Source organism: Microterricola gilva (assembly GCF_004217495.1).
Classification (GTDB): Bacteria; Actinomycetota; Actinomycetes; order Actinomycetales; family Microbacteriaceae; genus Microterricola; species Microterricola gilva.
In genome coordinates this window covers 1-23,010 of the sequence record NZ_SHLC01000001.1, presented here as the reverse complement: position 1 = coordinate 23,010, position 23,010 = coordinate 1, and the positions used below count along the sequence as shown (strand labels likewise).

The window sequence follows — 23,010 nt, the reverse complement described above, 5'->3', positions numbered from 1 at the left end:
TGCACTGCTCGACCGTCGGATGCCGCATCGGCGGCTGACGGTCGATGAAACTTGAGTCGATGTGACTCAAGTTTACCAAATTGTGGACGCAGGCGAAAGGCAGGTGGCTGGGAGTCGGCTGTACGCGAAAGGCGCCCCGTCGGATGACGGGGCGCCTCGTGGCACGCGGGGTGGGCGAGGATCAGCGAGCGCGCGTCACCACCGGGGCGAGCGGCAGGCCGCCGAGCGCCTCGTCGATGCGGATCAGCTCGTTCCACTTCGCCGTGCGCTCACTGCGGGTGATCGAGCCGACCTTGACGATGTCGGCCGACCAGCCGGTGGAGAGATGTGCGACCGCGACGTCCTCGGTCTCGCCGGAGCGTGCGGAGACGATCGCGCTCAGCCCCTTCTCCCTCGCCGCGGCCACGGCGGCCGCGCCCCCGCTGACGGTGCCGACCTGGTTGACCTTGATCAGCACGGAGTCGACCTCGCGGGCGTCGGCAGCGCGGCGCACGCGATCGGCGCTCGTCACGAGGTAGTCGTCGCCGACGATGACGGCCGCGTCGCCCGCGACGGCGAGCCGCATCCCGGCCGGGTCGTCCTCATCGGCCGGGTCCTCGAGCGTGATCACCGGGTAGCTGCGGCAGATGGTGAGCAGCTTCTCGATCCATTCGGCGCTCGAGTAGCTCTCCTCGCCGACGCGGTAGCCGCCTGCGGTGTGGAACTGGCTGGCGGCGATGTCGAGCGAGATACCCATGTCGACGCCCGGCTTCATGCCCGCCAGCTCAATGCCGGCAACGAGCACGTCGAGGGCGTCCTCCGTGCCGCTGACGTCTGGCCAGTGCCCGCCCTCGTCGGCCACACCGTGCTTCGGACCGCGCCTGGCCATGACCTCGCCGACGGCGCGGTAGACCTCGGCGACGTCGGCGAGCGCATCGCCGATCGAAGTTGCGGAGAGCGGGTAGGCCATGAAGTCCTGCACCGCCGTGCGGTGTGCCGCATGCGCCCCGCCGCCCATGATCTGGATCTGCGGGCGCGGAATGTGGCTCGGAGCCGCGTTCAACACCTGCCAGCTCGGGATGCCGCGCACGGCAGCCGCAGCGTTGAGCACGGCGAGCGAGGTGGCCGTCGTGGTGTTGCCGCCGATGTTCGCGCGCTGCGGATCGGCGTCGAGCCCGTCGAGGACGGCGTCGATTCCCGCCTGGTCCGCGACATCCAGACCCAGCAGCGCCGGCTCGACGAGCGAACGCACGAGGCCGACGGCCTGGGAGACGTCCTTGCCGCCGAGGCGACTGCCCCCGTCGCGCAGCTCGATCGCCTCACGGCGCCCCGTCGACGCGCCGGCCGGGGCGATGCCCCTGCCGCGTGCGCCACCCGTGGTCTCGACCTCGACCTCGACGGTCGGGAGTCCGCGGGAATCCCACACCCGGCGGCCGTGAACCGCCGTGATCATGCCACTCATTGCCGCACTCCAGTCATTGTCTCTCCAGCCTGTTCGCCCAACACATCTCCCAGTGCCCGCCCCGTGTTGAGGGCCAGCACCGCACTTGCTCGAATCCGCGCGCGCTCGGCGTCGTCGAGGTACTCGGCCGGCGAGGCGCCGGCCACCCTGGCCAACGCCAGCGCCGGCAGGATGCGCGCGATCCGTTCCCGCGTCTCTGCCGCGTCCTCCCAGACGACCTCGTCGAGGTACGCCCGTTCGAAGGCCTCGGCGGCCAGGCGCAGCTCCGCCGCGTGCTCGGGGAGGTGCACCTGCTTCAGCGCGAGGTGGGTGAGGCAGAACGCGGCATCGAATGCCGGGTCCCCCCACGTCGCGCACTCCGCGTCGAGGATCACGGGCCCAGCCCCGACCAGGATGTTCTTCGGGCTCAGATCGCCGTGCACGAGGGCACGGCCCGGCTCGCGCAGGCCGGCGATCACGGCATCCAGAGCCGCAGCCGCCTCCGGAACCGCCTCGACGGTGCGCAACAGATAGGGCTCGATGCGCAGCGACTCGAACAGATCCTGGTTCGCGAACTGTGCTGGCAGCCCCGGCGTGCTGGCGCTCACGGCATGGATCCGCCCGAGCGTGCTGCCGAGGGCGGCCGCGACGCCGACGTCGACGCGGCCGGCCATCAGCTCGACCTTCCAGTTGCGATACTCCGCGGCATCCAGGTACTCGAGCGCGATGGCGAAGCTCTCCTCGTCGACGGCGAGCACCCGGGGCACGCAACCGGGAACCGCGCCGGCGACGAACGTCAGCCACGCCTCCTCCGCTGCACCGCGGTCGATGGGCGCGTGCCATTCGGCCGCGACCTTCAACCGCGCCCTGGCGCGTTTGACGACGAACGAGCCAGCTTCACTCCGCACCAGCCAGATGTCGGACGAGACTCCGCCGGTCAGCGCTTCGGCCTGAACCGTTTCACCGGGCTCCACCAGCGCCATGCGCTCGAGCAGTTCGACGAGCTCAGGCTCTGGCGCGGCCGATTCCGTCATCAGCGCGCCGAGGGGTGCCCGTAGGCGGCGTGCTCGAGCCCGCGGATGTAGCCGATCGCGAACAGGCGGCCGAGCATCTCGTAGCCTGGACGGTCGTTGGTCTCACCCTCGAGCGTCGGCACGTGGTCCGGGCGCATCGCACCCTCGAAGCCGATGTCGTGGTAGGCCCTGAGGCACTCGGCCATGTCGGTCTGCCCGTTGTCGTGGAAGGTCTCGCGGAAGTCCTCGACCGTGCCCTTGACATCGCGGAAGTGCACGAAGGGAATCTTCGCCGTGCCGAACTCGCGGATCAGCTCTGGAATCGCGACCTCGCCGTCGATGACCTCGGACATCAGGGCGAAGTTGCCCTGGCAGAAGGTGATGCCGTTGTAGTCGGATGGCGCCATCTCGAGCAGGCGGCGGTAGCTGGCGACCGAGCTCATGATGCGGGGAACGCCACGGTCGATCTGCTGGGGCGGGTCGTCCGGGTGCATCGCGAGGCGCACGCCGGCCTTCTCGGCCTCCGGCACGACGGCCTTGAGGAAGTAGTCGAGCGCATCCCACATCTGCTCGCGGGAGATCTCGCCCTCCGGGGCCAGTGCGGGGCCGGCCTGGGCGATCTTCTGGTTGTAGCCGGTGACGAAGGCGCCGCCGCGGTCGACCAGGCGGGTGTCGGTGCGACCCCACGTGGTGATCGCCATCCAGTTGTAGGCCATGGTGGGGATGCCGAGGTGCCCGAGCGAGCGGATCTGCTCGATGAACTGGTCGATCTGCTCGTCGCGGCCGTCGAGGCCGAGGCGGATCTTGTCCATCGGCGCCGTGTCCTCGGTGGCGATGAGCGTGAAGCCCCACTTCTCGTAGATCTCCATGTTGTGCTTGAGCGCCGCGACGCTCCACGGCACCTCGTCGCGATCGTCCGGCTTCCAGCCGGCGCTGCCGACCGAGGCGAACATGCGCTGGTCCTGTTCCGCGCCGTTCAGAACACCGACGACGTTGTCGACGCCGGCCTGCCGGATGAGCTTCCACGACGACTCCGGCCGTGGGGGGAGGAACTCACTGAGTTGAAGCATGGGGTTGGGTCCTTTCAGAAATCTTCTCGTCGGCGGATGCCGCGAGCTCAGTCCTTGACGGGCAGCGCGGCCGCGATGCGGGCGAGCAGGCCACCGTCCACGCGAATCTCCGCGCCCGTGACGAAGCTCGCCTCGTTGCTGGCGAGGAAGGAGCACACCGCCCCGATCTCGCGGGGCTGCCCGACGCGTCCGAGCGCGTGGGATGTACCCCAGGTCGCGATCGTCTGCTCGATCCCCTCCGGGGTGCCGTCAGACCACTCAGCGGCCGAGGTGCGGAGCATGGGCGTGTCGACCGAACCGGGCAGGAGGGCGTTCACCCGCACACCGTACGCGGCCTCGTCGACGGCGAGCGCCCTGGCCATCGCGTTCAGCGCGCCCTTGGTCATCGTGTAACCGACGACGTTGTTCTGGGTGGCGACGCCCTGCACCGAGGAGATCAGCGTGACCGTTCCGTGGTTCTTGCGGATCTCCTCGATCGCGGCGTGCACGGCCAGGAAGACGCCGCGCACGTTGACGGCGTAGACGCGGTCGAGGTCTGCCGGGCTCGTGGTCGCGGCGTCGCCATAGGTCTGGATTCCGGCCGAGGTGACGAGGTGGTCGATCCGACCGTACTCCTTCAGCGCGAGCTCGACGGCCCGGCGGTGGGTGTCCTCCTCCGCGACGTCGCCGTGGATGCCGACCGCGATGCCGCCGGCCGCGACGATGGCGTCGACGGCCTCCCGCACGTTGTCCTCTGTGAGCCCGTGGACGACGACGCGGGCGCCCTCGGCTGCAAACACCTCAGCAGCTCCCCGGCCGATCCCGGCCGATCCGCCGGTCACAATCACGACGCGTCCGTCGTGTCGCTGTGTCGTAGTCATTTTCAGTGCACCTTCTTCATTCGGGGATTGGTCGGGGAGTCCGACCGTCACAGTACGCCGTAGGTGGCGAAGGCCTCTGTCGCACTCATGCCGGCGTCGATCGCCTTGCACACCACGTTCTCCGTCGATGCCTTTGCCAGAGCGGCCTCGATCACCTCGGCCTCGACCTCCTGAGGCACGACGAGGACGCCGTCGATGTCGCCGATGATCAGGTCACCGGGGGTGACCAGCACTCCGCCCACCCGGACCGGCACGCGGTAGTCTGAGACGACGGTGCGCACGGAGGAGTCCTGGGCGTACGTTCCCCAGCCGAACACCGGGAAGTCGCGCTCAAGCACCTGGGCGGTGTCGCGGTAGTAGCCGTCGACGACCGCGCCGACCGCGCCGCGCTGCTGCGAGGTGGCGGTGAGGATCTCGCCCCAGAGCGCGACCGGCTGCACGATGCGCGGCGTGATGTAGACCTCACCGGGCTCGAGCTGGTCGAGCGCCTCCGTCAGGAAGCCGAATGGCTTCTTCTGCGGGCCGTGCACCTCGGAGGTGACGGAGGGCATGGCGCGGCCGACGAGCTTCATCTCCGGGCGCAGCGGGCGGATCTCCGGCGGCAGGAACTGGTGCGTGCGGCCGAGGGTGTCGAGGATGTCACCGACGACGGCGGTGTAGAGCTGGGCGCGGATGGTCGCGAAGAGTTCAGTGTCGGTGCTGGTGGTCATGTGTCTGTCTTTCGTTCGGAGATGGCGATCAGCTGATGGGAGCGCGGCGGGTGCGCCAGACATTGACGAGAACGGCGATGAGCACGACCGCTCCACGCACGACCTGCTGTGCGTAGGGATTGACGCCGAGCAGGACCATGCCGTTGAGCAGCGCGGCGATGAACACGACGCCGATCACGGTTCCGACGATGGTGCCCTTGCCGCCGGAGAGCACGGTGCCACCGATGATGCTGGCGGCGATGGCGTCGAACTCGAGGCCGACGGCGATCGTGCTGTTGCCGGAGGAGAGCTGGGCGCTCTGCAGAAGGCCGGCGATGGATGCCGCGAACGCGGACATCATCATGACGACGATCTTGACGCGGCGCACAGGGATGCCGGAGAGGGTGGAGGCCTTGGCGTTGCCGCCGACCGCGTAGATGGACCGGCCGAACACGGTCTTCTGGGCGATGATGCCGACGACGACGGCCGCGATCACGAAGTAGATGGCCGCGACGGGGATGATGCCGAACACCTTGCCGCTGCCCCAGTAGAAGAAGTCCGCGCTGGGGATGGGGAGGGGGAAGTTGTTCGTGAGCAGCTGCGCCAGGCCGCGGAGGGCCAGGAACATCGCCAGCGTCGAGATGAATGTCGGCACCCCAAAGTAGGCCCGCATCACGCCGGTGAATGCACCGATGCCGACGGCGATCACCATGACGAACACCACGGCGAGCGGGAAGGGCACACCCTGGTTGACGACGAAGACGCCGAGCAGCGATGAGGACAGGGCGGCCATGGATCCGACCGAGATGTCGATCTCGCCCGAGACGATCACGAGCGTCATCGCGAATGCGACGATTCCGAAGAACGCGGCGTTCTGCAGGATCGCGAGCTGGTTGCTGAGCGTGAAGAAGATCGGCGAGGAGATGGAGAGCACGATGTAGAACACGATCAGCACGATCAGCAGGCCGAGGCTCTGCCAGTTCTTGATCCGGGTCAGCACGTCTCCGAAGGAGCTCCGTTGGGCGGTGGCTGTTGCTGTTGTCATTAGTTGTTCTCCTGTCGCATGGCGAGTGCGAGAATTCGTTCTGCGGTTCCCTCGGAACCGATGAGTTCTTCATGGATGTGGCCGTCTCGCAGGACGAGCACGCGATCGCAGACCTCTGCGATCTCTTCAAGTTCGGATGACACGAAGATCGACGAGACCCCGTTGTCGGCGAGGTCACGGATCAGGCCGTAGATCTGGGCCTTGGCGTGCAGATCGACGCCGCGCGTCGGCTCGTCGAGCAGCAGGATCCGCATCTTCGCGGCCAGTGCCCTGCCGATCACGCCCTTCTGCTGGTTGCCACCGGAGAGGGTCCCGATCTCCTGCTGCGGCGACGATGCGCGCACCGACATCGACGTCATCGCCTCGGCGACGATCCGCGCCTCCGCCTTGGCGTTCAGCCAGAACTTCGGCAGCACGCGGCCGCGGGCCGAGAGCAGCAGGTTCTCATCGATACCGAGCAGCGGCACGATCCCGGAGCCCTTGCGGTCCTCCGAGGTGTACGCCACTCCGAGGTCGAGCATCTTGCGCGGGTGGCGGCGGCCGTGCGCGGTGCCGTGGACGATGATCTCGCCCTCCGCGTCGTCGCGCAGGCCGAAGATCGATTCGAGCAGCTCGGTGCGGCCGGAGCCGAGCAGACCGGCGATGCCGAGCACCTCGCCCTCATGCAGCGTGAACGAGATCCCGTTCAGTCGGTGGGGCACGGTGAGGCTCTGCACCTCGAGCACGACGGGGGCGCTCGTGCGATCGTGCTTGGCGTGCACGGCTGCTTCCTTGGCGTCGCCGCTGATGAGCTCGGCAACCTGGTCGGAGCTGATGCTCGCGACCTCGTGGGTGCCGATCTCCTCGCCGTCACGCAGCACGGTGAGGGTGTCGGCGACGAGCGGGATCTCCTTCATCCGGTGAGAGACGTAGATGATCGACATGCCGGTCGCGGCGAGGCGCCGGATGAGCTTGATGAGCGCGTCGACCTCGTGGGTGTTCAGCGCGCTGGTCGGCTCGTCGAGGATCAGCACGTGCGGCTCGTCGACGAGCGCCTTGGCGATCTCGACCATCTGCTGCTCGGCCAGCGGGAGCAGACCGACCTCGATCGTGAGCGGGATCTCGACGCCGAGCCGGCCGAGTGCGATGCGGGCCAGGTCCTTGACCGCGGTCTTGTCGACGAAGCCACCTTTCTGTGGCCAGCGCCCGAGTGTGATGTTCTCGGCGACGCTCAGCCCTGGCACCAGGCTGAACTCCTGGTGGACGACGGCGATGCCGCCTTCTTGAGCTGCACGCGGCCCCGACCACTCCACAACATTGCCGTCGAGTTCGATCGTGCCCGCGTCCGGCTGCAGCGAGCCGGAGAGCAGGTTCACAATCGTGGACTTGCCCGCTCCGTTCTTGCCGAGCAGGGCGCGCACCTCGCCGCGGCGGAGTTCAAAGTCGACCGCGCTGAGCGCGGTCACCGTTCCGAACCGCTTCGTCAGCCCGCGGCACGCGAGTACCGTTTCGTTCATTCCCGTCACATCCTTGTTCCTGGGAATGGCGGGTCGGGCGCCCTACACGCGCCGACCCACCATGCCGCTGGGGTGTTGTTGCTTACTGTGCGAGGAAGGCTTCAGCCGTCTCCGGGTTCGCACGGTCGTAGGTGATACCGGGCAGCTCGACGCTGAACTGGTCGAGGGTCTCACCGGCGATGATCTTCTTGGCCATCTCGTAGGCGCCCTGAGCGGTGCCGACCGGGTCCTGTCCGGTCGTGGCCTGCAGGCTGCCCTCCGGGTCGACGATGAACTCGGCGATCTGGGTCGAGATGTCGGTGCCGAACACCGGCTTGCCCGAGCCCTTGGTGCCGATCACAGCGCCGGCGGTTCCGCCGTCGTTGGAGGCCCAGAAGATGTCGACGTCCGGGTTGGCGGCGAGGATGTTCTCGGCTACCGGGGTCGCCTTGTCCGTGAGGTACGCCTCCTGGTCGGTGACGATGTCAACCGTGATGCCGGCGGCCTTGAGCGAGTCGAGGAAGCCCGTCTTGCGGAGCTTGCACGCCGAGGCGATGTCGCAGTTGAGGATCGCGAGCTTGACGGAGTCGCCGATGTTGTCCTTGATGAAGGTGGCCGCGAACTCGCCGGTTCCCGTGCCGAGCGCCGTGTTGTCGGACTGGATGACGCCGTCGACGTTCGCGGGGTCGGCGGTTGCACCGATGCAGTTGCCGTAGCAGATGAGGGCGATTCCGGCATCCTTGATGGCCTTCATCGTCGCGAGCGATGCCTCGTCGGCGGTGGGCTGGATCAGCACCGCGTCGACCTGCTTCTGGATCATGCTCTGCGCGACCTGGTTCTCCTGCGCGGGGTCATTGTTCGACAGGCCGGTCGTGACCGTGCCGCCGTCGGCCTTGACGGCCTCTTCGAGCCCGGTCTGGATGCCCTGGAAGTAGGTGTCGCCCTGCAGCATGATCAGACCGATCTGCAGTGCGTCGGTCGAGCCGGCGTCGGACCCGCCGTCAGCGGGCGTGGCTGCCGGAGCAGTACAGGCCGCGAGCGTGAGCGCCAGGGCGGCTGTGCCGGCCACTGTGGCGAGAACTTTGGCGAACTTCATCGTCTATCTCCTTTGAATGTGAACGATTGCAAAGTCAATATATCCACTTGTATACTAGTGCGCAAGCCACATTATCGAAGGGGATGATCCGATGACCAGTGCACCGAACGCCGAAGACACCGCCGCCAGCTCACCGGCTCCCGGCGGCCTTGGGGCCGCGCCGGCACCCGTGGTCGCGCTCTCACCCCTGTCTCCGCCGTCATCGCGCTACCGCATCTCCGATGCCGTGTACGAGCAACTGAGCGAGGCCATTCGCAACCTGCAGCTGCCGCCGGGGACCCCGATCTCCGAACCGGGAATCGCCAGCTGGCTGCAGGTGAGCCGCTCCCCCGTGCGCGAGGCGTTCACCCGGCTCGTCGACCTCGGGCTCATCAGCGTCGTGCCGCAGGTGGGCAGTCAGATCGCGCCGATCTCGCTCCGCGAGGTCGAGGAGGCCGTCTTCATCCGCACCGCACTGGAGACGAGCGCATTCCAGCGCGCGATCCAGGGCAGCGCGCCGGACACCACCGAGATCCAGCGGCTCGTCGACGCCAACAGGCGCGCAGCAGAGGACAACGACATCAAGGCCTTCTTCGACACCGACGAGCAGCTCCACCAGAACGTCTTCGTTCTCGCGGGCATGCCCAGGCTCTGGCACGTCGTCCGCGGCACGAAGATGCAGCTGGACCGCCTGCGCCAGCTCAACCTGTCTCTGGCCGTGCTGAACCCGGAGCTCGTCGAGGAGCACCAGCAGATCGTCGACGCACTCCGCGACCAGGACGAGGCCGCAGGCCTCAACGTCATCCGGACCCACGCAACCCGCATCCTCGACGTGATGGAGATGCACCGCGCCGCCCATCCAAGCTTCTTCGCCGAGTGAGCCGGCGCTGACGACCGCCTCGGCTCGAGAACCGAAACCCATCCCAGAATGCCCGTCCCTCAACGAGGAGGAACCCCATGAACGACAACGTCACCATCACTGTCCCCTGGCGAGCGGAGTGCGGCGAGGGGCCGTTCTGGCACGCCGCAAGTGAAACCGTCTACTGGGTCGACATCGTGCGCGGCGAGATCCTGCGCACCGATGCCCAGAGCGGCGAGACCAGCGTGCTCGGCTACCCGGAGATGGTCGGGGCCGTCGCCCCGCGCGAGAGCGGGGGCATGGTCGCCGCCGTCAGCTCCGGCTTCGTCGGACTGGACGATGCCGGCACCGTGACCCACCGCGTGCAATGCCTCGGGCAGGGCGTGCGCATGAACGATGCGAAGACCGACCCGGCGGGCCGATACTGGTCCGGCAGCTGCGCGATGGACTTCCTCGCCGGCGACGGCGGGCTCTGGATGCTCGACGAGAACTGGGAGGCGCACCTCGTACTGCCCGGCCTCACCCAGCCGAACGGCCTGGGTTGGAGTCCGGACGGGCACACCTTCTACCTCGTCGAGACGCAGGATCGCACGGTGCTCAGTTTCCCGTTCGACCCGGAGACGTCGACCATCACGCCGACGCCGACGGTTCTCATCGGCCCCGATGCCTTCCCCGGCTATCCGGACGGCCTGTCCGTCGACAGCCGCGGTCACCTCTGGATCGCCGAGTTCGCGGGCTCGGCCCTCTACGAGTTCGCCCCGGACGGCACCAGGCTGCGCACCATCGCGATCCCGACGGCGCAGCCGACGTCCTGCGCGTTCGTCGGCGCCGAGCTCGACCAGCTCTGGGTCACCTCGGCCGCGGCCGGGCTGAACGAGGGCGACGACCCGCACGCCGGTTCGGTGTTCCTGGTGAACGATCACGGTGCCACCGGGCTCCCCGTCCCCAACTTCCGAGGCTGAACCATGACGACACCCGCAGAGACCGCCGCTCCCCGAACGATCACACTGGGCTCGGACGCCCTCGAGGTCACCATCACGCCGGAGCGTGGCGCCGACATCGTGCGCCTGATCGACCGGGCGACGGGCGTGCAGACGCTCGCCGTCTCCCCGACCGGCGATGTGACGCCCTCCCCGTTCGCGGCGTCGAACTTCATCTCGGGTGACTCCATGGTGCAGTGGACTAACGGCTACCCCGGCGGCTGGCAGCTGATGGTGCCGAACGCCGGCCCGGAGCGCGTGCACGACGGGGTCGCCCAGGGCTACCACGGCGAGGCCTCGCTGGCCAGGTGGACGGTGCTCGAGCAGAGCGCGACATCCGTCACCCTCGCGACCTCGTTGTTCACCGCCCCACTGCGGGTCGAGCGCACCGTCTCGCTCGCCGGCGCGCGGCTCACCGTCACCGACACCGTCACCAACCTCTCCCCGGATCCGTGCAGTTTCCGGCTCGGCCAGCACCCGGCATTCGGCACGCCGTTCCTCGACGAGCACAGCTACGTCGTCACCGCAGCCGCCACCCTCATCACCGATGCGAACGCCCCCGGCACCCTGACCGCGGCGGATGCCGTCGGCCGCCCCGATGCGCTGTTGCCGGCCGGCCCCGTTCCGAACAGCGTCGCGCTGCCCGGTCCGGGCAGTGGTCAGGCGCTGTTCGGCGCGCTCACCGACTTCGAGGCGGATGCAGCAGCACCGGATTCCGCCGGCGACGACAGCACGGGCGCGACGTTCTGCAGCCCGACGCACGGCTTCGGCATGCGGATCAGCTGGGACCGCGCCGTCTACCCGAACGCCTGGTTCTGGATCGAGGCGAACGCCGGATCCGGCTGGCCCTGGTTCAAGCGGCTGTTCTCGATCGCGGTGGAGCCGGCCAATGTGCTCCCCGGCGACGGCGTCGCCGCCAACGGCCGCGAACGCGGCGGCCTCGGCACCACCCTGCCTGGCGGCGAGTCGCTCGTCTCGACGATCCGTGTCGATCGCATCCAGCTCACGTAATCCACCTCCCCATCAGCACTCATCGAATCAAGGAGAACTTCATGCAATTCCGACGCCTCGGCCCCCTCGGCGCTGAGATCCCCGTCGTCGCAATCGACGGAACGGTCTACGACCTGCGCCCGCTGACGGCCGACATCGACGGCGCGTTCCTCGAGAACGACCCGGTCGGCACCGTGCAGCGCGCACTCGCCGAACTGCCAGTGCTCGACGACGCCGACTCCCTGCGCGTCGGTGCGCCGGTCGCGCGGCCCGGTGCGATCTACTGCATCGGAATGAACTACGCGGCCCACGCCCTCGAAGGGGGATCGCTGCCGCCGGAGCGCATCGTCATGTTCATGAAGCCCCCGCACACCGTTGCCGGCCCCGACGACGACTTCGTGGCGCCGAGCGGCATGCCGAAGCTCGACTGGGAGGTGGAACTCGCCGTCGTCATCGGCAAGCGCGCCTGGCAGCTGGATGACGCAGCGGACCCCATGGACCACGTCGCCGGATACACGCTCGCCAACGACCTCTCCGAGCGTCTCTGGCAACTCGAGATCTCGGGCGGCCAGTGGTCGAAGGGCAAGAGCGGCCCCGGCTTCCTGCCGCTCGGCCCCGACCTCGTGCCCGCCGCCGAGATCGACCCGGGCAACCTGCGCCTGCAGAGCCGGGTCAACGGAGAGCACCGCCAGGATTCCCGCACGTCTGACCTCATCTTCGATGTGGCGACGATCATCCGCGACCTCAGCCAGTTCACCGTGCTGGAGCCGGGCGATGTCGTCCTCACCGGAACCCCGGAGGGCGTCGCGCTCTCCGGCCGCTTCCCCTACCTCGCCCCAGGCGACGTGATGGAACTCGAGATCGAGAACCTCGGTCTCCAGCGCCAGCGCGTCCTGTCGGCCGAGTAGCGACCATGGGTAACTTCTCTGGGAAGGTCGCCGTCGTCACCGGTGGCGCATCGGGAATCGGCCGGGCGACCGTCGAACGCCTGCTGCGTGAGGGCGCGAACGTCGCCGTCTTCGACCGTGACGAGCTCACCCCCATCGATGGCGCAGGGGACTCCGTCTTCGGCGCGCGGGTCGACATCACCGATCAGGCCGCGATCGACGCGGCCGTCGCGCAGACCCTCGAACGCTGGGGGCACATCGACATCCTCGTCAACGGTGCGGGTATCGGCGCTGCCGGAACGGTGCTGGAGAACGAGGATGCCGAGTGGCAGCGCGTTCTCGACATCAACGTGATGGGCACCGTGCGGGTGACCCGTGCGGTGTTGCCGCAGCTGATCGCGACCGGCTCCGGCGCCATCGTCAACGTCGGTTCCGCCGTCGCGGTCACCGGATTCCCGAACCGGGCGCTCTACAGCGCAACGAAGGGTGCGGTCGTCGCGCTCACCAGGGCGATGGCCGCCGACCATCTGAAGGACGGCGTGCGCGTCAACGCGGTCTGCCCTGGCACGACGGAGACGCCGTGGATCCAGCGTCTGTTGGCCGCCGCCGCCGATCCGGTGCAGGAGCGCCGCAACCTCGAGGCGCGCCAGCCACACGGCCGACTCGTGAGTGCAGACGAAGTCGCCGACGCGATCGTCTACCTGGCCAACCCGCTCGCCGGGTCGACCACCGGCGTCGCACTCTCTGTCGACTCCGGCATCCAGTCGGTCTACACCGGCAAGTAGCCAGAGCGATCGCACCGGGCAGCATCTGCCCGGTGCGATCGGGCTACGGCAGCTCGTCCTCGAGGGCCGACACCAGCGAGTCCTGCAGGAATGCCGCCCAGTCGTAGACGCCATGCTGCAGTTCGCGCAGCTGGGCGAGCTCCTCGCTCGCGGCGTCCGCGGCATCCGGAATCGAGCCGTCGTCGTCGACGCCGATCGAGTCGGCGAGCACGAGGCGCAGATCGGTGAGGAAGGTGAGCCACGGCAGCACCGCGTCTGGACCCAGCTCGATGTTGTGCGTGTAGCGCTCGTCGTCGATGCCGAGGGCGGATGCCGCCTCGACGGCCTCGCGCACGGCGACGGCTGCGTCGATCTTGCGTTTCTGCAGCTCCGGGCGGGTGTAGCGGGCGAACTCGGCAGCCGCTGAGGCATCGTCGCTGTATGCGACGGGGAACAGCCGGGTGAGCTCGGGCGCGGCAGGGTCGGTCTCGCTGAGCAGGGACTCGATCTGTGCGGCGAGGGAGGCGAGCGCCTCGGCCTCGTCCTCGTCGAACTGCAGCAGCACGGCACGGGTGCCGCCGGATGCCAACAGGTCGCTGCGACTGCCGGCTGCGGTGATGCGGCTCATGCTGCGCCCACCCCAGGGTGCGGCGTCACCACGTGCTCCGTCACAGTTCGTCCTTCATGAGGGTCGCCTGCAGGCCGTAGCCGTGCAGCGCCTCGACGTGGCGTTCCATCTGCTCGCGGTTGCCGCTGGCAACAGCGGCCCTGCCCTCGGTGTGCACCTGCAGCATCAGCTGCTCGGCCTTCTCGCGGCTGAAGCCGAAGTAGCTGCGGAAGACGTAGCTCACGTAGCTCATCAGGTTCACCGGGTCGTCCCAGACGATCACGAGCCACGGGGTGGCGAAACGCGCAGCGGCGTCGCTGGCGGTCGCGGCATCCGTGCCCGTCTCGGTGGTCTCCAGCAGTTTCGACATCGTTCCCAGTCTCCCACGCGCCGGCCGCGCCCACCCGCCCGGGTGTGTGGCAGCGCCGGCAGCTGGGCGGCCATTCGCGCGGAGGCGCCGCGGATCGTGGATGATGCGGCGACGCGCGGGCATCCGTGCAGCCTCGACGACGCCCACCCGGCCGATCCGCCGAGCGGCCACGCACCGCTTGCTACGGTCGATGAGTGGTTGAACGCGTGGATGTGGCAGTTGTCGGACTCGGTGCGATGGGCGCGAACGCCCTTTGGCGGCTCGCCGAGCGCGGGGTGAGCGTCGTCGGCTTCGAGCAGTTCACCGTCGCCCACCCGCTCGGCTCCTCGCACGGGGCCACACGACTGTTCCGCGAGGCGTGCCTCGAGCACCCGGACCTCACCCCCATCGCGCGCCTCGCCAAGACGCTGTACCGCGAGCTGGAGGCGCACGGCGGCGAGGAGCTGCTGCGCATCACCGGCGGCGTGATGATGGGCGCACCCGACTCCGATGTGATCGCCGGAACGCGCGCAGCGGCATCCGCCCACGGCCTGACGCTCGTTGATCTCAGCCACGACGAGCTGGCCGAGCGCTACCCGCAACTGGCCGAGCTGGCGCCGACGGATGTCGCAGTGCTCGACCCGGGTGCTGGCGTGGCGTTCCCCGAGCCGACCATCCGCGCGGCCGTCGACCGGGCGCTGGCACTCGGCGCCGAGGTCGTCGAGAACACCCGCGTGCTCGCCGTCGAGGCCGGCGACGACGGCGTGCTCGTGCGCACGGCCACGGGCGAGTGGCTCGCCGATCGCGTGATCCTGGCGCAGGGCGCCTGGCTTGCTGCCGAGCTGCCGTGGGTCGAGCTGCAGCCGATCCGCACCCCGATGACCTGGTTCGAGCCGCGCGCGACGCCGAACGCCGCCGCCCCGGATGCGGCGCCGGCGTCCGAGTTCGCACTCGATCGGCTGCCCGTCTTCGTGCGCCAGCTGAGCGAGAGCGAGGTGCTCTGGGGCCACGGCTCGGTCGGCGCCGTCGCCGGGCCGGAGAAGGGCGCACTGATCAAGGCGGGCGTCGGCGACATCTGGCAGGAGCGCGTGCGCATCGACCCCGAGCAGCTGGACCGCGGTGTGACGCCGGCCGACTGGCGCCAGGTGTCCGCGCTGCTCGCCGAGGCTGTTCCCGCCATCGAGCCGCTGCCCGCCCGCGTCGACCCGTGCATGGTGACGATCTCGCCAGACGACCAGTTCGTGGTGGGGCGCTCGCCCCGGCATCCGCGGGTCATCGTCGGCGGCGGGGACAGCGGCCACGCCTTCAAGCACGCGCCGGCGCTCGGTGAGATCCTCGCCCGGTTCGCCCTCGACGAGCCGCAGCTCGTCGACACGGCGTTCATCGACCCGGCCCGCTTCGCCTAGCCTCCCCTCCCCTGCGCTGCAGGGGCCGGCTACTCGGTGACCGAGCTGCCGACGGGCTGAACGGCGGCGTACTCGGCGATGATCGCGCGAATGCGGTCGATCGCGGCCGCGTCGAGGCCGCCGTCGCCGGTCACCGCTCCCCAGCCGTCGAGTACGACGTCGCCGTAGTTGTGGCCGTGGCTGGCCGGAACGGTCTCGCCCATCAGCATGTCGACCACCACCTGCAGCGCGGTGACGACGGGGATCCAGCGGATCGCCTGGCTCACGTCGTCCGCCCGCTGATCGGGCTTCAGCCAGTCCGGCTCCGCCCAGAGGAGCTCGGGACCGAGCCAAGTCACTGGGTCGGTCGCATGCTGCAGATACGCCACGCGGGGCGCGGTCCACGGCCCATCGACGGCGCCGAAGTCGCCTGCGTGCGAGAGCCAGCGCACCTCCGCCCCACCGTCCAATACCGGCTGCCAGGCCGGGCTGCCCTCGTCGCGGGTCGCCTGCAGCTCGCGCCAGAGCGGCGTGCCGTTCGGGCTGCCTGCGAAGAGCGCGCCGTCGGTGCGGCTGCGCAGATCCTCGAGGTCGGCGAAGGTCGACTGGCTGCCGTGGGCGCCCAGGCTGAGGCCGTAGCTGATGAGCTGCGGGCGATCGGATGCCGGCAGCGCCTCCCACTCGGCGTGCACCGCGTCGAAGAGCACCCTGGCTGCGTCGACGGGTGCATCGGGGTCGAAGACGAACGACACCCAGCTCGGCGTGTAGGCGTACTGCATCGAGACGATCGCGGTGTCACCGCCGTGCAGGTACTCGATGGCGTCGGTCGTCTGCGGCTCGAGCCACCCGGAGCCGGTGGCGGTGGCCACGACGAGCACCGAACGGTCGAACGCCCCCGTGCGCACGAGCTCCGCGACGGCCAGCTCCGCGCGCTCCTCCGTGCTGTCACCCGTGTGCAGCCCCGCGTAGACGCGGATCGGTTCGAGCGCCGCGTTGCCGGTCGCCTCGGCGATGTCGGCAGCAGCCGGTCCGCCTCCCAGGAAGGCGGTGCCGTGGCGTCCGAGGGTCTGCCAGTCCATCGGGGAATCCTCCCCGGCGGAGTGGAACTCGCTGCTCGGCTCGCTCACCCAGTCGGCTGGCGCCGCGTTCCGTTCGGCGTAGATGGCGTCGATCGCCCCCATGAGCGCGGCGACGAGCACGAAACCGCCGAGCACGACGAGCAGCGCGCTGCCCGCAACGCCCAGGACCGGGCCGATGAGCCTCGCGGTGGCGCGGTACAGCCCGCGGATCCCGCGGCCGATGAGCAGGCAGAGCGCGGCGACCGGCACGGCGCCGAGGAAGAACGCGGCGATGGCTAGGCCGTCAACGGGAGGCATCTCGACGAGCGTGCGCACCTCGTTCTGCCAGCCGAGCGCGAGCACCCCGTACCAGGCGCCGAGGCTCAGCGCGACGATGCCGAAGCCGCTCCACGCCCACCGCACCGTGGCGGGCGTCGGTCGCCACGTGGTCACGCGGCGAAGCAACGGCAGGGCGATGGCGAGCAGGAGTGCGCCGACGGCGTAGCCGATGGCGAAGCTGAGGCCGGCGATCACGCCCTGGAGGAGCGCCGGGCGCGGAAGCAGCGACGGGGTGAGCGAGAGCGCGGCGAGCACGAAGCCGAGCACAACACCGGCGGGATCCAGCCGCCACCAGTCGTGCCCGGCCACCGATCGTCTGGCCCCTGCCGTGCCCTCTGTCGCTCCCTGCGCCGCCGTCCCCACATCCATGTTCGCGATCATCCCATAGCGGGAGCTGCCGCTCCGCCACGGCGCGTGGGAACGGCATCCGCCTGGCAGCGGTGACGAATCCCGGCCGCGATGCGCACGCTGCCGGCGGCGCGCCGACGCCAAGGCGATGCACGCGGCGGCTCGGGAGAGTTCGGGGCTACTGGGCGCGGGTCGAGGCCGTGATCGTGAACTTGGTGTTGCGCGCGATCTGCCGGGTGGGACCGATGATGCTGCGCAGGGCCGGCGTGTATGCGAGGTGGGAGTTCCAGACGCACCAGAGCTCGCCGCCGGGGGCGAGAACCCTGGCGGCGTGCTCGAAGAGTTTGAGGGCGATGCCGGCGTGAACGGCCGCGCCGACGTGGAACGGCGGGTTCAGCACGATGAGCTCGGCGCTCCCGTCCGGCTGCCGGCTCAGGCCGTCGTCGCGCACCACCTTCACCTGTTCGCCGACCCCGTTGGCGAGGGCCGTGTCCCAGGCGGATGCCACCGCGGCGGCCGACTGGTCGCTGGCCAGCACGTGCAAGCCAGGGCGGTGCATCGCGAGGCTCGTGGCGAGCACGCCGGTCCCGCAGCCGAGGTCCACCGCCGTGCGCGCGCCGAGCGCCGCTTCCGCGAGGTGCCCGAGCAGGAAGCGGGTGCCGATGTCGACCGACGTTCCCGCGAACGCCCCACCGTGGGCGGCGACGACGAGCCCGAGGTCGGGGTGCTGCTGCGTGCGCGGCCAGCCTCCGACGACGTCGTGGCGCGGCCCCCGCACCCGGAGCACCCGTGACTTCTGCCTGGCGAGGCTCGCCTCGACGAGCGCGAAGTGTTCGCCGAGCACATCGTTCATCGCCGGTGTCATGTGCTTGATGCGCCCACCGGCGACGACCACGACATCCGGGTCGGCGTGCGCCGCAATCGCCGAGGCGATCTCATCGAGCGCGTCCAACCCCCGCGGCAGCTGCAGCAGAACGACGCGCGCGCCGGAGAGCAGCTCACGCGAGTGCTTCTCCACACCGAGCGCGATCGAGCGGTAGCCCTTCTCGTACCCGAATGCGGCGGCGTTCGAGGCGAGGGCGAGCTCGCCGGAGAGAGCGTCCTGGTGCACGCGGATGACGGCGGCATCCGGCCCGCCCTCGGCGAGCAGATCGAGTGCACCCAGTGTCAGGGCACCATGGCGATCACCGATCACCACCACTTCGCTGGCCGTCGCGCCCGCAAGCGCGTCGGCAGCCTCGTCGAGAATCAGGCGATCGCTCGCGTCGACCGCGAAGAGATTCTCAGCCTCGATGTCGGGCCAACGCCGCAGAGCCGAAAGATCCATAGGCCAAGGCTAACCGGGGAAGCCGCGATTCCGTCGAGCTCAGCCCAGCAGTTTCGCCTTGGCCGCCGCGAACTCTGCGTCGCTCAGCAGACCCTGGTCGCGCAGCGAGCCGAGATTCTGCAGCTGGGCGACGAGGCCATCGACCGCGGGAGCTGCTGGCGCTGCGGCCGGTGCCGGCGCGGCGGCCTGCTGCATCGCTGCCTGTTGTGCCGCGGCTTCCTGGGCGGCCTGCTGCATCGCTGCCTGCTGCTGCTGCTGCTCGTAGGCGTTCGCCTCGGCCTGCTCCTGGGCCTTCTGCTGTTGATGGCCGGCGACGGCGCCGCTGACGGCGGTGGCGGTTCCAGCGACGACGGCCGTGCGGGCCGCCATTCCAATCAGACCGGGACGGCCCATTCTTCTCAGTGGCATGTCGACTCCTCAGTAGTGGATCGGATCAGAACGAATAGGGAAGCGGTCAGTCGTCGCTGGCGTCGCTGAGCACCGCGTTGACGACCGCGGCGGGGATGCGCTCGCTGTGCAGAACGAGGCCGCCCGATGCGGCCAACTTCGAGGTCAGCCGCTTGGCGAAGACGAGCTCGATCGCGATGACGGCTGCCGAGCGTCCCGGCTCGATCATCGAGACGAGGTCGTCGACGTCGTCGTCTCCGATCACGCCGGACGCCGGCAGCTCGATCCGGGTGAAACCCCACTCCTCGCCGACATCCTCGAACTCGGTGACGGTCAGATCGCCGTTCAGCGCGCGGGACACGAACAGGAGGTCGAGTATGGCGATTTCGCCACTCTCAACCAGCTCCTCGATGGCCGCGATCGTGGCGTCGTCGGGGCGATCCCCGGCGAAGGACACAACCGAGATGTCAACAGGACCGAATTCAAATTGCGCCATGGCACTTCCTCGTCTCGTGAGCTGAGCAACAACGTAGCGCGTGCGCACCACCGGCACCAGAGCCGAGGCGAAATCCGAATACGACGCACAGCATCGCCGCGCGCACCGCGGTGCAGCTGCGGCGAGCACTGCGCCAGGTACCGCGATGTGCGCCGGAATCTACCGGCGCACATCACGGCAACCGGCGCACAACGGACGGCCGAGCGGCGCACGGTGGCGGCGCCCCGAGAGCCCGGCTGCGCTTCCTAGTGGCGTTCGCCGTTGCCGAGCGGGCGCCAGACGACGACGGCGTTCGAGCGCCGCACGCGCGTGCCGGCCTTGAGAGAGATCACGTCGCCCTCCGCCCCGGCGGCGAACACGCGCCGGCCAGGCCGGTTGAGCATCTCATCGGCGAGGGCGCCCTCGAGCTCGTGCACGCGCCGCGCCAACACGTTCACCCGGTTCTCGAGCTCGAGGATGCGCCTGATGCCCTCGAGGCTCACGCCCGCGGCGCTGAGCTCGGCGATCTCACGCAGCTGGAGCACGTCGCGCATCGAGTAGCGACGCGACTTGCCCGGCGTGCGCTGGGGTTCGACCAAGCCGAGCCGGTCGTACTGCCGCAGCGTCTGCGGGTGCATGCCGGCCAGCTCGGCGGCCGCGGAGATCACGAAGATCGGTGCGTGCTCGTCCATGCCGTGCGCGCCGCCGCTCATGCTCAGCCCCGTGCCTTGGCGAGGAGATCCTCGCGGGGGTTCTCGTTCGGCAGGGCCTCGCGCAGGGCCTCGAGGGCCGCCTCGGCATCCTTCGACAGGTGGGAGGGCACCGCGACCTGAACGACGGCGAGCAGGTCGCCGACGCCCTTGGCTGTCGTGACGCCGCGGCCCTTGACGCGCAACACGCGGCCGCTCGGCGTTCCGGGCGCGACGCGCAGCTTCACCGGGTCGCCGCCGAGGGTCGGCACCTCGATTGTGGCGCCCAGGGCGGCCTCGACGAAGGTGATCGGAACGGTGACGCGCAGGTTCAGCCCGTCGCGCTCGAACACCGGGTGCTTGCGCACGGTGACGGTGAGGATGATGTCGCCGGGCTCACCGCCGTCTGGCGACGGTTGGCCCTTGCCGCGGAGCTTGATCTTCTGCCCGTCGGCCACGCCGGCGGGGATCTTGACCTTGATCGGGCGGCCGTCGCTCGTCTGCAGCGTGATCGTGTCGCCCTGGGTGGCCGTGATGAAGTCGATGGTGGCGCTCGCGGTGATGTCGCTGCCGCGGCTCGGTCCGCCGAATCCGCGGTATCCGCCGCTCGGCTGGCCGAAGCGGCCACCGCCCTGCTGGCCGAACAGGCCGCCGAGCAGGTCGTCGTAACCGGCACCGCCGCCCTGCTGGAAGGTGTACTGCTGCTGGCCCCGGCCGCCGCCGAACATACCGCCGAAGACGTCCTCGAAGCCGCCGTTGCCACCGGCGCTGCCCGGCGCGGTGAAGCGAGCCCCGCCACCCATGGCGCGTACGGCGTCGTACTCCTTGCGCTGCTCGGGATCGGAGAGCACGGAATGCGCCTCGCTGATCTCCTTGAACTTCTCCTCGGCTTTGGCGTCACCCGGGTTGGAGTCGGGGTGGTACTTGCGGGCGAGCTTGCGATACGTCTTCTTGAGATCGGCCTCGCTCACGTCTTTCGAGACGCCGAGAACCTTGTAGAAGTCCTTGTCGAACCAGTCTTGGCTTGCCATGCGCGCCTCCTTCCGTGATGAATGTCTGTGATGAGTCTGTGCTGTGCCGCCGCGAGCGGCACTGAAAGTCTATGAATGTGGGGGCGGATGCCGCGGCATCCGCCCCCACGAGCCTGCTGTTAGGCGGGCACCTGCACGACGACCTTCGCAGGTCGGAGCAGGGTGGAACCGAGGTAGTAACCCTTTTCGACGACGTCGGCAACGGTCTCGACCTCAACGCCAGGGGTGGGCTGCTGGAAGATCGCCTCGTGCACGGCGACATCGAACGGCTCACCGACGGTGCCGACGGTGCTGAGTCCGAGCTTCTCGACGCTGGCCCGCAGCTTCGCCGCAATGGTGGCGAACGGGCTGTCGGCCTCGAGGTCTCCGTGCTTCTCGGCACGGTCGAGGTCGTCGAGAACCGGCAGCAGGACCGAGACGGCCGATCCGACCGCGCGCTCGCGCTCAACCTCACGGTTGGCTTCGGTGCGCTTGCGGTAGTTGGCGTACTCGGCGGTCACCCGCTTGAGGTCGGCCAGGTGCTCGGCGCTGGGGTCTGCCTCTTCAGCCGCGACGGCATTCAGGATGTCGTCCACTGTGAGCTCTTCCTCCCCCAGGCTCTCCGCGCCCAGACCCTCGTCGTCGTGGGTTTCCACGTCGGGGCCTTCGGCCTGGATGATGTCGTCATCCAGGCCGTTGCCTTCGTTCGGATCGATCGGCTGGTTGTTGTCAGCCATGATTACTTCTTGTCTTCGTCGTCTTCGACGACCTCGGCGTCGACGACGTCCTCGTCAGAGGCCGCGTCGGCGGGCTGCTCGGCCGAGTCGGCCGCTGCGGCATCCGCCTGCGAGGTGGCGTAGATCGCCTCGCCGAGCTTGCCCTGGCTCTCGACCAGCTTGTCGAAGGCCGTCTTGACCGCGGCGTCGTCGTCTCCGGCGAGCGCGCTCTTCAGAGCGTCGACGTCGCCCTGCACCTCGGACTTGACGTCCTCAGGCAGCTTGTCGTCGTTCTCCTTGATGAGCTTCTCGATCGAGTAGACGAGCTGCTCTGCGCTGTTGCGCACCTCGGCGGACTCGCGACGGGCCTTGTCTTCTGCCGCGTGCTCCTCTGCCTCGCGCACCATGCGCTCGATGTCGTCCTTGGCCAGCGAGGATCCGCCGGTGATCGTCATCGACTGCTCCTTGCCGGTGCCCTTGTCCTTGGCGGACACGTGCACGATGCCGTTGGCGTCGATGTCGAAGGTGACCTCGACCTGCGGGATGCCGCGAGGGGCCGGGGCGATTCCGGTGAGCTCGAAGGTGCCGAGCGGCTTGTTGTCGCGGGTGAACTCGCGCTCGCCCTGGAAGACCTGGATCGCGACGGACGGCTGGTTGTCGTCGGCCGTCGTGAAGGTCTCGCTGCGCTTGGTCGGGATGGCCGTGTTGCGCTCGATGAGCTTCGTCATGATGCCACCCTTGGTCTCGATGCCGAGACTCAGCGGGGTGACGTCGATCAGCAGAACGTCCTTGCGCTCTCCGCGCAGAACGCCGGCCTGCAGTGCGGCGCCGACGGCGACGACCTCGTCAGGGTTGACGCCCTTGTTGGGCTCCTGGCCGGTCTCCTTCTTGACGAGTTCGCTGACGGCCGGCATGCGGGTCGAGCCACCGACGAGCACGACGTGCGCGATGTCGGAGAGCTTGACGCCCGCCTCACGGATGACGTCCTCGAAAGGCTTCTTCGTGCGGTCGAGCAGGTCGCTGGTCATGTTCTCGAACTCGGCACGGGTGAGCGTCTCGTCGAGGTTGGCCGGGCCGTTCTCGGTGAGCGAGAGGTAGGGCAGCTGGATGCTGGTCTTGGTGCTCGAGGAGAGCTCCTTCTTGGCCTGCTCAGCGGCTTCCTTCAGGCGCTGCTTAGCGATCTTGTCGTTGGA

The 23,010-nt window shown here is 69.1% G+C and carries 24 protein-coding genes; 6 read left to right on the top strand and 18 right to left on the bottom strand.

Features of this window, described 5'->3' with window-relative positions:
* Positions 1-181: 181 nt before the first annotated feature.
* The 8 genes from eno to EV379_RS00085 form a co-directional block, all read right to left on the bottom strand.
* Positions 182-1,441 (bottom strand): phosphopyruvate hydratase, encoded by a 1,260-nt coding sequence (gene eno, locus EV379_RS00120; protein ID WP_130504365.1) that lies wholly within the window; start codon positions 1,439-1,441, stop codon positions 182-184.
* On the bottom strand, positions 1,438-2,454 hold the full coding sequence (locus EV379_RS00115) for a phosphotransferase family protein (RefSeq protein ID WP_130504364.1): 1,017 nt from the start codon (positions 2,452-2,454) through the stop codon (positions 1,438-1,440). The genes eno and EV379_RS00115 overlap by 4 nt, the downstream gene beginning before the upstream one ends.
* Complete coding sequence (locus EV379_RS00110) at positions 2,454-3,503, bottom strand: mannonate dehydratase (protein WP_130504363.1); 1,050 nt, start codon at positions 3,501-3,503, stop codon at positions 2,454-2,456. The genes EV379_RS00115 and EV379_RS00110 overlap by 1 nt, the downstream gene beginning before the upstream one ends.
* Before the next feature lie 47 nt (positions 3,504-3,550).
* Positions 3,551-4,363: an SDR family NAD(P)-dependent oxidoreductase gene (locus tag EV379_RS00105; RefSeq protein ID WP_130504362.1), complete on the bottom strand. Its 813-nt coding sequence runs from the start codon at positions 4,361-4,363 to the stop codon at positions 3,551-3,553.
* Between the two features lie 47 nt (positions 4,364-4,410).
* Positions 4,411-5,073, bottom strand: coding sequence for an RraA family protein (locus EV379_RS00100; RefSeq protein ID WP_130504361.1), 663 nt, complete (start codon positions 5,071-5,073; stop codon positions 4,411-4,413).
* A 28-nt stretch (positions 5,074-5,101) separates the two neighbouring features.
* Positions 5,102-6,097, bottom strand: coding sequence for an ABC transporter permease (locus tag EV379_RS00095; protein ID WP_130504360.1), 996 nt, complete (start codon positions 6,095-6,097; stop codon positions 5,102-5,104).
* Positions 6,097-7,593 (bottom strand): sugar ABC transporter ATP-binding protein, encoded by a 1,497-nt coding sequence (locus tag EV379_RS00090; RefSeq protein ID WP_130504359.1) that lies wholly within the window; start codon positions 7,591-7,593, stop codon positions 6,097-6,099. The genes EV379_RS00095 and EV379_RS00090 overlap by 1 nt, the downstream gene beginning before the upstream one ends.
* Before the next feature lie 82 nt (positions 7,594-7,675).
* Positions 7,676-8,668 (bottom strand): substrate-binding domain-containing protein, encoded by a 993-nt coding sequence (locus EV379_RS00085; RefSeq protein ID WP_130504358.1) that lies wholly within the window; start codon positions 8,666-8,668, stop codon positions 7,676-7,678.
* A gap of 91 nt (positions 8,669-8,759) precedes the next feature.
* Here EV379_RS00085 and EV379_RS00080 point away from each other — a divergent pair, with 91 nt between their 5' ends.
* From EV379_RS00080 to EV379_RS00060, 5 genes are all read left to right on the top strand, one after another.
* Positions 8,760-9,527 carry a GntR family transcriptional regulator gene (locus EV379_RS00080; protein ID WP_130504357.1) on the top strand — a complete coding sequence of 256 codons (768 nt, stop codon included), beginning with the start codon at positions 8,760-8,762 and terminating at the stop codon, positions 9,525-9,527.
* A 77-nt stretch (positions 9,528-9,604) separates the two neighbouring features.
* Complete coding sequence (locus EV379_RS00075; protein ID WP_130504356.1) at positions 9,605-10,468, top strand: SMP-30/gluconolactonase/LRE family protein; 864 nt, start codon at positions 9,605-9,607, stop codon at positions 10,466-10,468.
* A 3-nt stretch (positions 10,469-10,471) separates the two neighbouring features.
* Entirely contained in the window at positions 10,472-11,497 is a 1,026-nt protein-coding gene (locus tag EV379_RS00070; RefSeq protein ID WP_130504355.1) for a DUF4432 family protein, read from the top strand.
* A 41-nt stretch (positions 11,498-11,538) separates the two neighbouring features.
* Entirely contained in the window at positions 11,539-12,384 is an 846-nt protein-coding gene (locus tag EV379_RS00065; RefSeq protein WP_130504354.1) for a fumarylacetoacetate hydrolase family protein, read from the top strand.
* Positions 12,385-12,389: 5 nt separating this feature from the next.
* Complete coding sequence (locus tag EV379_RS00060) at positions 12,390-13,148, top strand: SDR family NAD(P)-dependent oxidoreductase (RefSeq protein ID WP_130504353.1); 759 nt, start codon at positions 12,390-12,392, stop codon at positions 13,146-13,148.
* 43 nt (positions 13,149-13,191) lie between these two features.
* Here EV379_RS00060 and EV379_RS00055 read toward each other — a convergent pair whose 3' ends face one another.
* Positions 13,192-13,755, bottom strand: coding sequence for a DUF2017 family protein (locus tag EV379_RS00055; protein WP_130504352.1), 564 nt, complete (start codon positions 13,753-13,755; stop codon positions 13,192-13,194).
* 40 nt (positions 13,756-13,795) lie between these two features.
* The gene (gene clpS / locus EV379_RS00050) at positions 13,796-14,104 is read right to left on the bottom strand and encodes an ATP-dependent Clp protease adapter ClpS (protein ID WP_130504351.1); all 309 of its coding nucleotides are present in this window, start codon (positions 14,102-14,104) and stop codon (positions 13,796-13,798) included.
* Between the two features lie 194 nt (positions 14,105-14,298).
* Here clpS and solA point away from each other — a divergent pair, with 194 nt between their 5' ends.
* Positions 14,299-15,489, top strand: coding sequence for an N-methyl-L-tryptophan oxidase (gene solA, locus EV379_RS00045; RefSeq protein ID WP_130504350.1), 1,191 nt, complete (start codon positions 14,299-14,301; stop codon positions 15,487-15,489).
* A 29-nt stretch (positions 15,490-15,518) separates the two neighbouring features.
* Here the strand turns inward: solA and EV379_RS00040 are convergent, their stop codons facing one another.
* The 8 genes from EV379_RS00040 to EV379_RS00005 all read right to left on the bottom strand — a co-directional run.
* Complete coding sequence (locus EV379_RS00040; RefSeq protein WP_165397240.1) at positions 15,519-17,234, bottom strand: alpha/beta hydrolase; 1,716 nt, start codon at positions 17,232-17,234, stop codon at positions 15,519-15,521.
* A 157-nt stretch (positions 17,235-17,391) separates the two neighbouring features.
* Complete coding sequence (locus EV379_RS00035) at positions 17,392-18,540, bottom strand: class I SAM-dependent methyltransferase (RefSeq protein ID WP_130504348.1); 1,149 nt, start codon at positions 18,538-18,540, stop codon at positions 17,392-17,394.
* 39 nt (positions 18,541-18,579) lie between these two features.
* Entirely contained in the window at positions 18,580-18,948 is a 369-nt protein-coding gene (locus EV379_RS00030) for an SHOCT domain-containing protein (RefSeq protein ID WP_242616164.1), read from the bottom strand.
* 46 nt (positions 18,949-18,994) lie between these two features.
* Positions 18,995-19,423, bottom strand: coding sequence for a DUF6325 family protein (locus EV379_RS00025; RefSeq protein WP_130504347.1), 429 nt, complete (start codon positions 19,421-19,423; stop codon positions 18,995-18,997).
* A 245-nt stretch (positions 19,424-19,668) separates the two neighbouring features.
* On the bottom strand, positions 19,669-20,094 hold the full coding sequence (locus EV379_RS00020; protein ID WP_130507189.1) for a heat shock protein transcriptional repressor HspR: 426 nt from the start codon (positions 20,092-20,094) through the stop codon (positions 19,669-19,671).
* Between the two features lie 23 nt (positions 20,095-20,117).
* A complete protein-coding gene (locus EV379_RS00015) occupies positions 20,118-21,122 on the bottom strand; it encodes a DnaJ C-terminal domain-containing protein (protein ID WP_130504346.1) in 1,005 nt (334 codons plus the stop codon).
* A 119-nt stretch (positions 21,123-21,241) separates the two neighbouring features.
* Positions 21,242-21,838, bottom strand: coding sequence for a nucleotide exchange factor GrpE (locus EV379_RS00010; protein ID WP_130504345.1), 597 nt, complete (start codon positions 21,836-21,838; stop codon positions 21,242-21,244).
* A 2-nt stretch (positions 21,839-21,840) separates the two neighbouring features.
* Positions 21,841-23,010, bottom strand: a 1,170-nt coding sequence (locus EV379_RS00005) for an Hsp70 family protein (RefSeq protein WP_165397239.1), incomplete at its 5' end; no start/stop codon positions are given.

Coding starts and splice junctions, on each gene's coding strand:
- EV379_RS00020 (WP_130507189.1), bottom strand. CDS start 20,094: ATGGACGAGCACGCACCGATCTTCGTGATCTCCGCGGCCGCCGAGCTG.
- EV379_RS00110 (WP_130504363.1), bottom strand. CDS start 3,503: ATGCTTCAACTCAGTGAGTTCCTCCCCCCACGGCCGGAGTCGTCGTGG.
- EV379_RS00030 (WP_242616164.1), bottom strand. CDS start 18,948: ATGCCACTGAGAAGAATGGGCCGTCCCGGTCTGATTGGAATGGCGGCC.
- EV379_RS00060 (WP_130504353.1), top strand. CDS start 12,390: ATGGGTAACTTCTCTGGGAAGGTCGCCGTCGTCACCGGTGGCGCATCG.
- EV379_RS00095 (WP_130504360.1), bottom strand. CDS start 6,097: ATGACAACAGCAACAGCCACCGCCCAACGGAGCTCCTTCGGAGACGTG.
- EV379_RS00055 (WP_130504352.1), bottom strand. CDS start 13,755: ATGAGCCGCATCACCGCAGCCGGCAGTCGCAGCGACCTGTTGGCATCC.
- EV379_RS00070 (WP_130504355.1), top strand. CDS start 10,472: ATGACGACACCCGCAGAGACCGCCGCTCCCCGAACGATCACACTGGGC.
- EV379_RS00100 (WP_130504361.1), bottom strand. CDS start 5,073: ATGACCACCAGCACCGACACTGAACTCTTCGCGACCATCCGCGCCCAG.
- EV379_RS00080 (WP_130504357.1), top strand. CDS start 8,760: ATGACCAGTGCACCGAACGCCGAAGACACCGCCGCCAGCTCACCGGCT.
- EV379_RS00115 (WP_130504364.1), bottom strand. CDS start 2,454: ATGACGGAATCGGCCGCGCCAGAGCCTGAGCTCGTCGAACTGCTCGAG.
- EV379_RS00035 (WP_130504348.1), bottom strand. CDS start 18,540: ATGGATCTTTCGGCTCTGCGGCGTTGGCCCGACATCGAGGCTGAGAAT.
- EV379_RS00040 (WP_165397240.1), bottom strand. CDS start 17,234: ATGGATGTGGGGACGGCGGCGCAGGGAGCGACAGAGGGCACGGCAGGG.
- EV379_RS00090 (WP_130504359.1), bottom strand. CDS start 7,593: ATGAACGAAACGGTACTCGCGTGCCGCGGGCTGACGAAGCGGTTCGGA.
- EV379_RS00065 (WP_130504354.1), top strand. CDS start 11,539: ATGCAATTCCGACGCCTCGGCCCCCTCGGCGCTGAGATCCCCGTCGTC.
- EV379_RS00085 (WP_130504358.1), bottom strand. CDS start 8,668: ATGAAGTTCGCCAAAGTTCTCGCCACAGTGGCCGGCACAGCCGCCCTG.
- EV379_RS00015 (WP_130504346.1), bottom strand. CDS start 21,122: ATGGCAAGCCAAGACTGGTTCGACAAGGACTTCTACAAGGTTCTCGGC.
- EV379_RS00075 (WP_130504356.1), top strand. CDS start 9,605: ATGAACGACAACGTCACCATCACTGTCCCCTGGCGAGCGGAGTGCGGC.
- EV379_RS00025 (WP_130504347.1), bottom strand. CDS start 19,423: ATGGCGCAATTTGAATTCGGTCCTGTTGACATCTCGGTTGTGTCCTTC.
- EV379_RS00010 (WP_130504345.1), bottom strand. CDS start 21,838: ATGGCTGACAACAACCAGCCGATCGATCCGAACGAAGGCAACGGCCTG.
- EV379_RS00105 (WP_130504362.1), bottom strand. CDS start 4,363: ATGACTACGACACAGCGACACGACGGACGCGTCGTGATTGTGACCGGC.
- clpS (WP_130504351.1), bottom strand. CDS start 14,104: ATGTCGAAACTGCTGGAGACCACCGAGACGGGCACGGATGCCGCGACC.
- eno (WP_130504365.1), bottom strand. CDS start 1,441: ATGAGTGGCATGATCACGGCGGTTCACGGCCGCCGGGTGTGGGATTCC.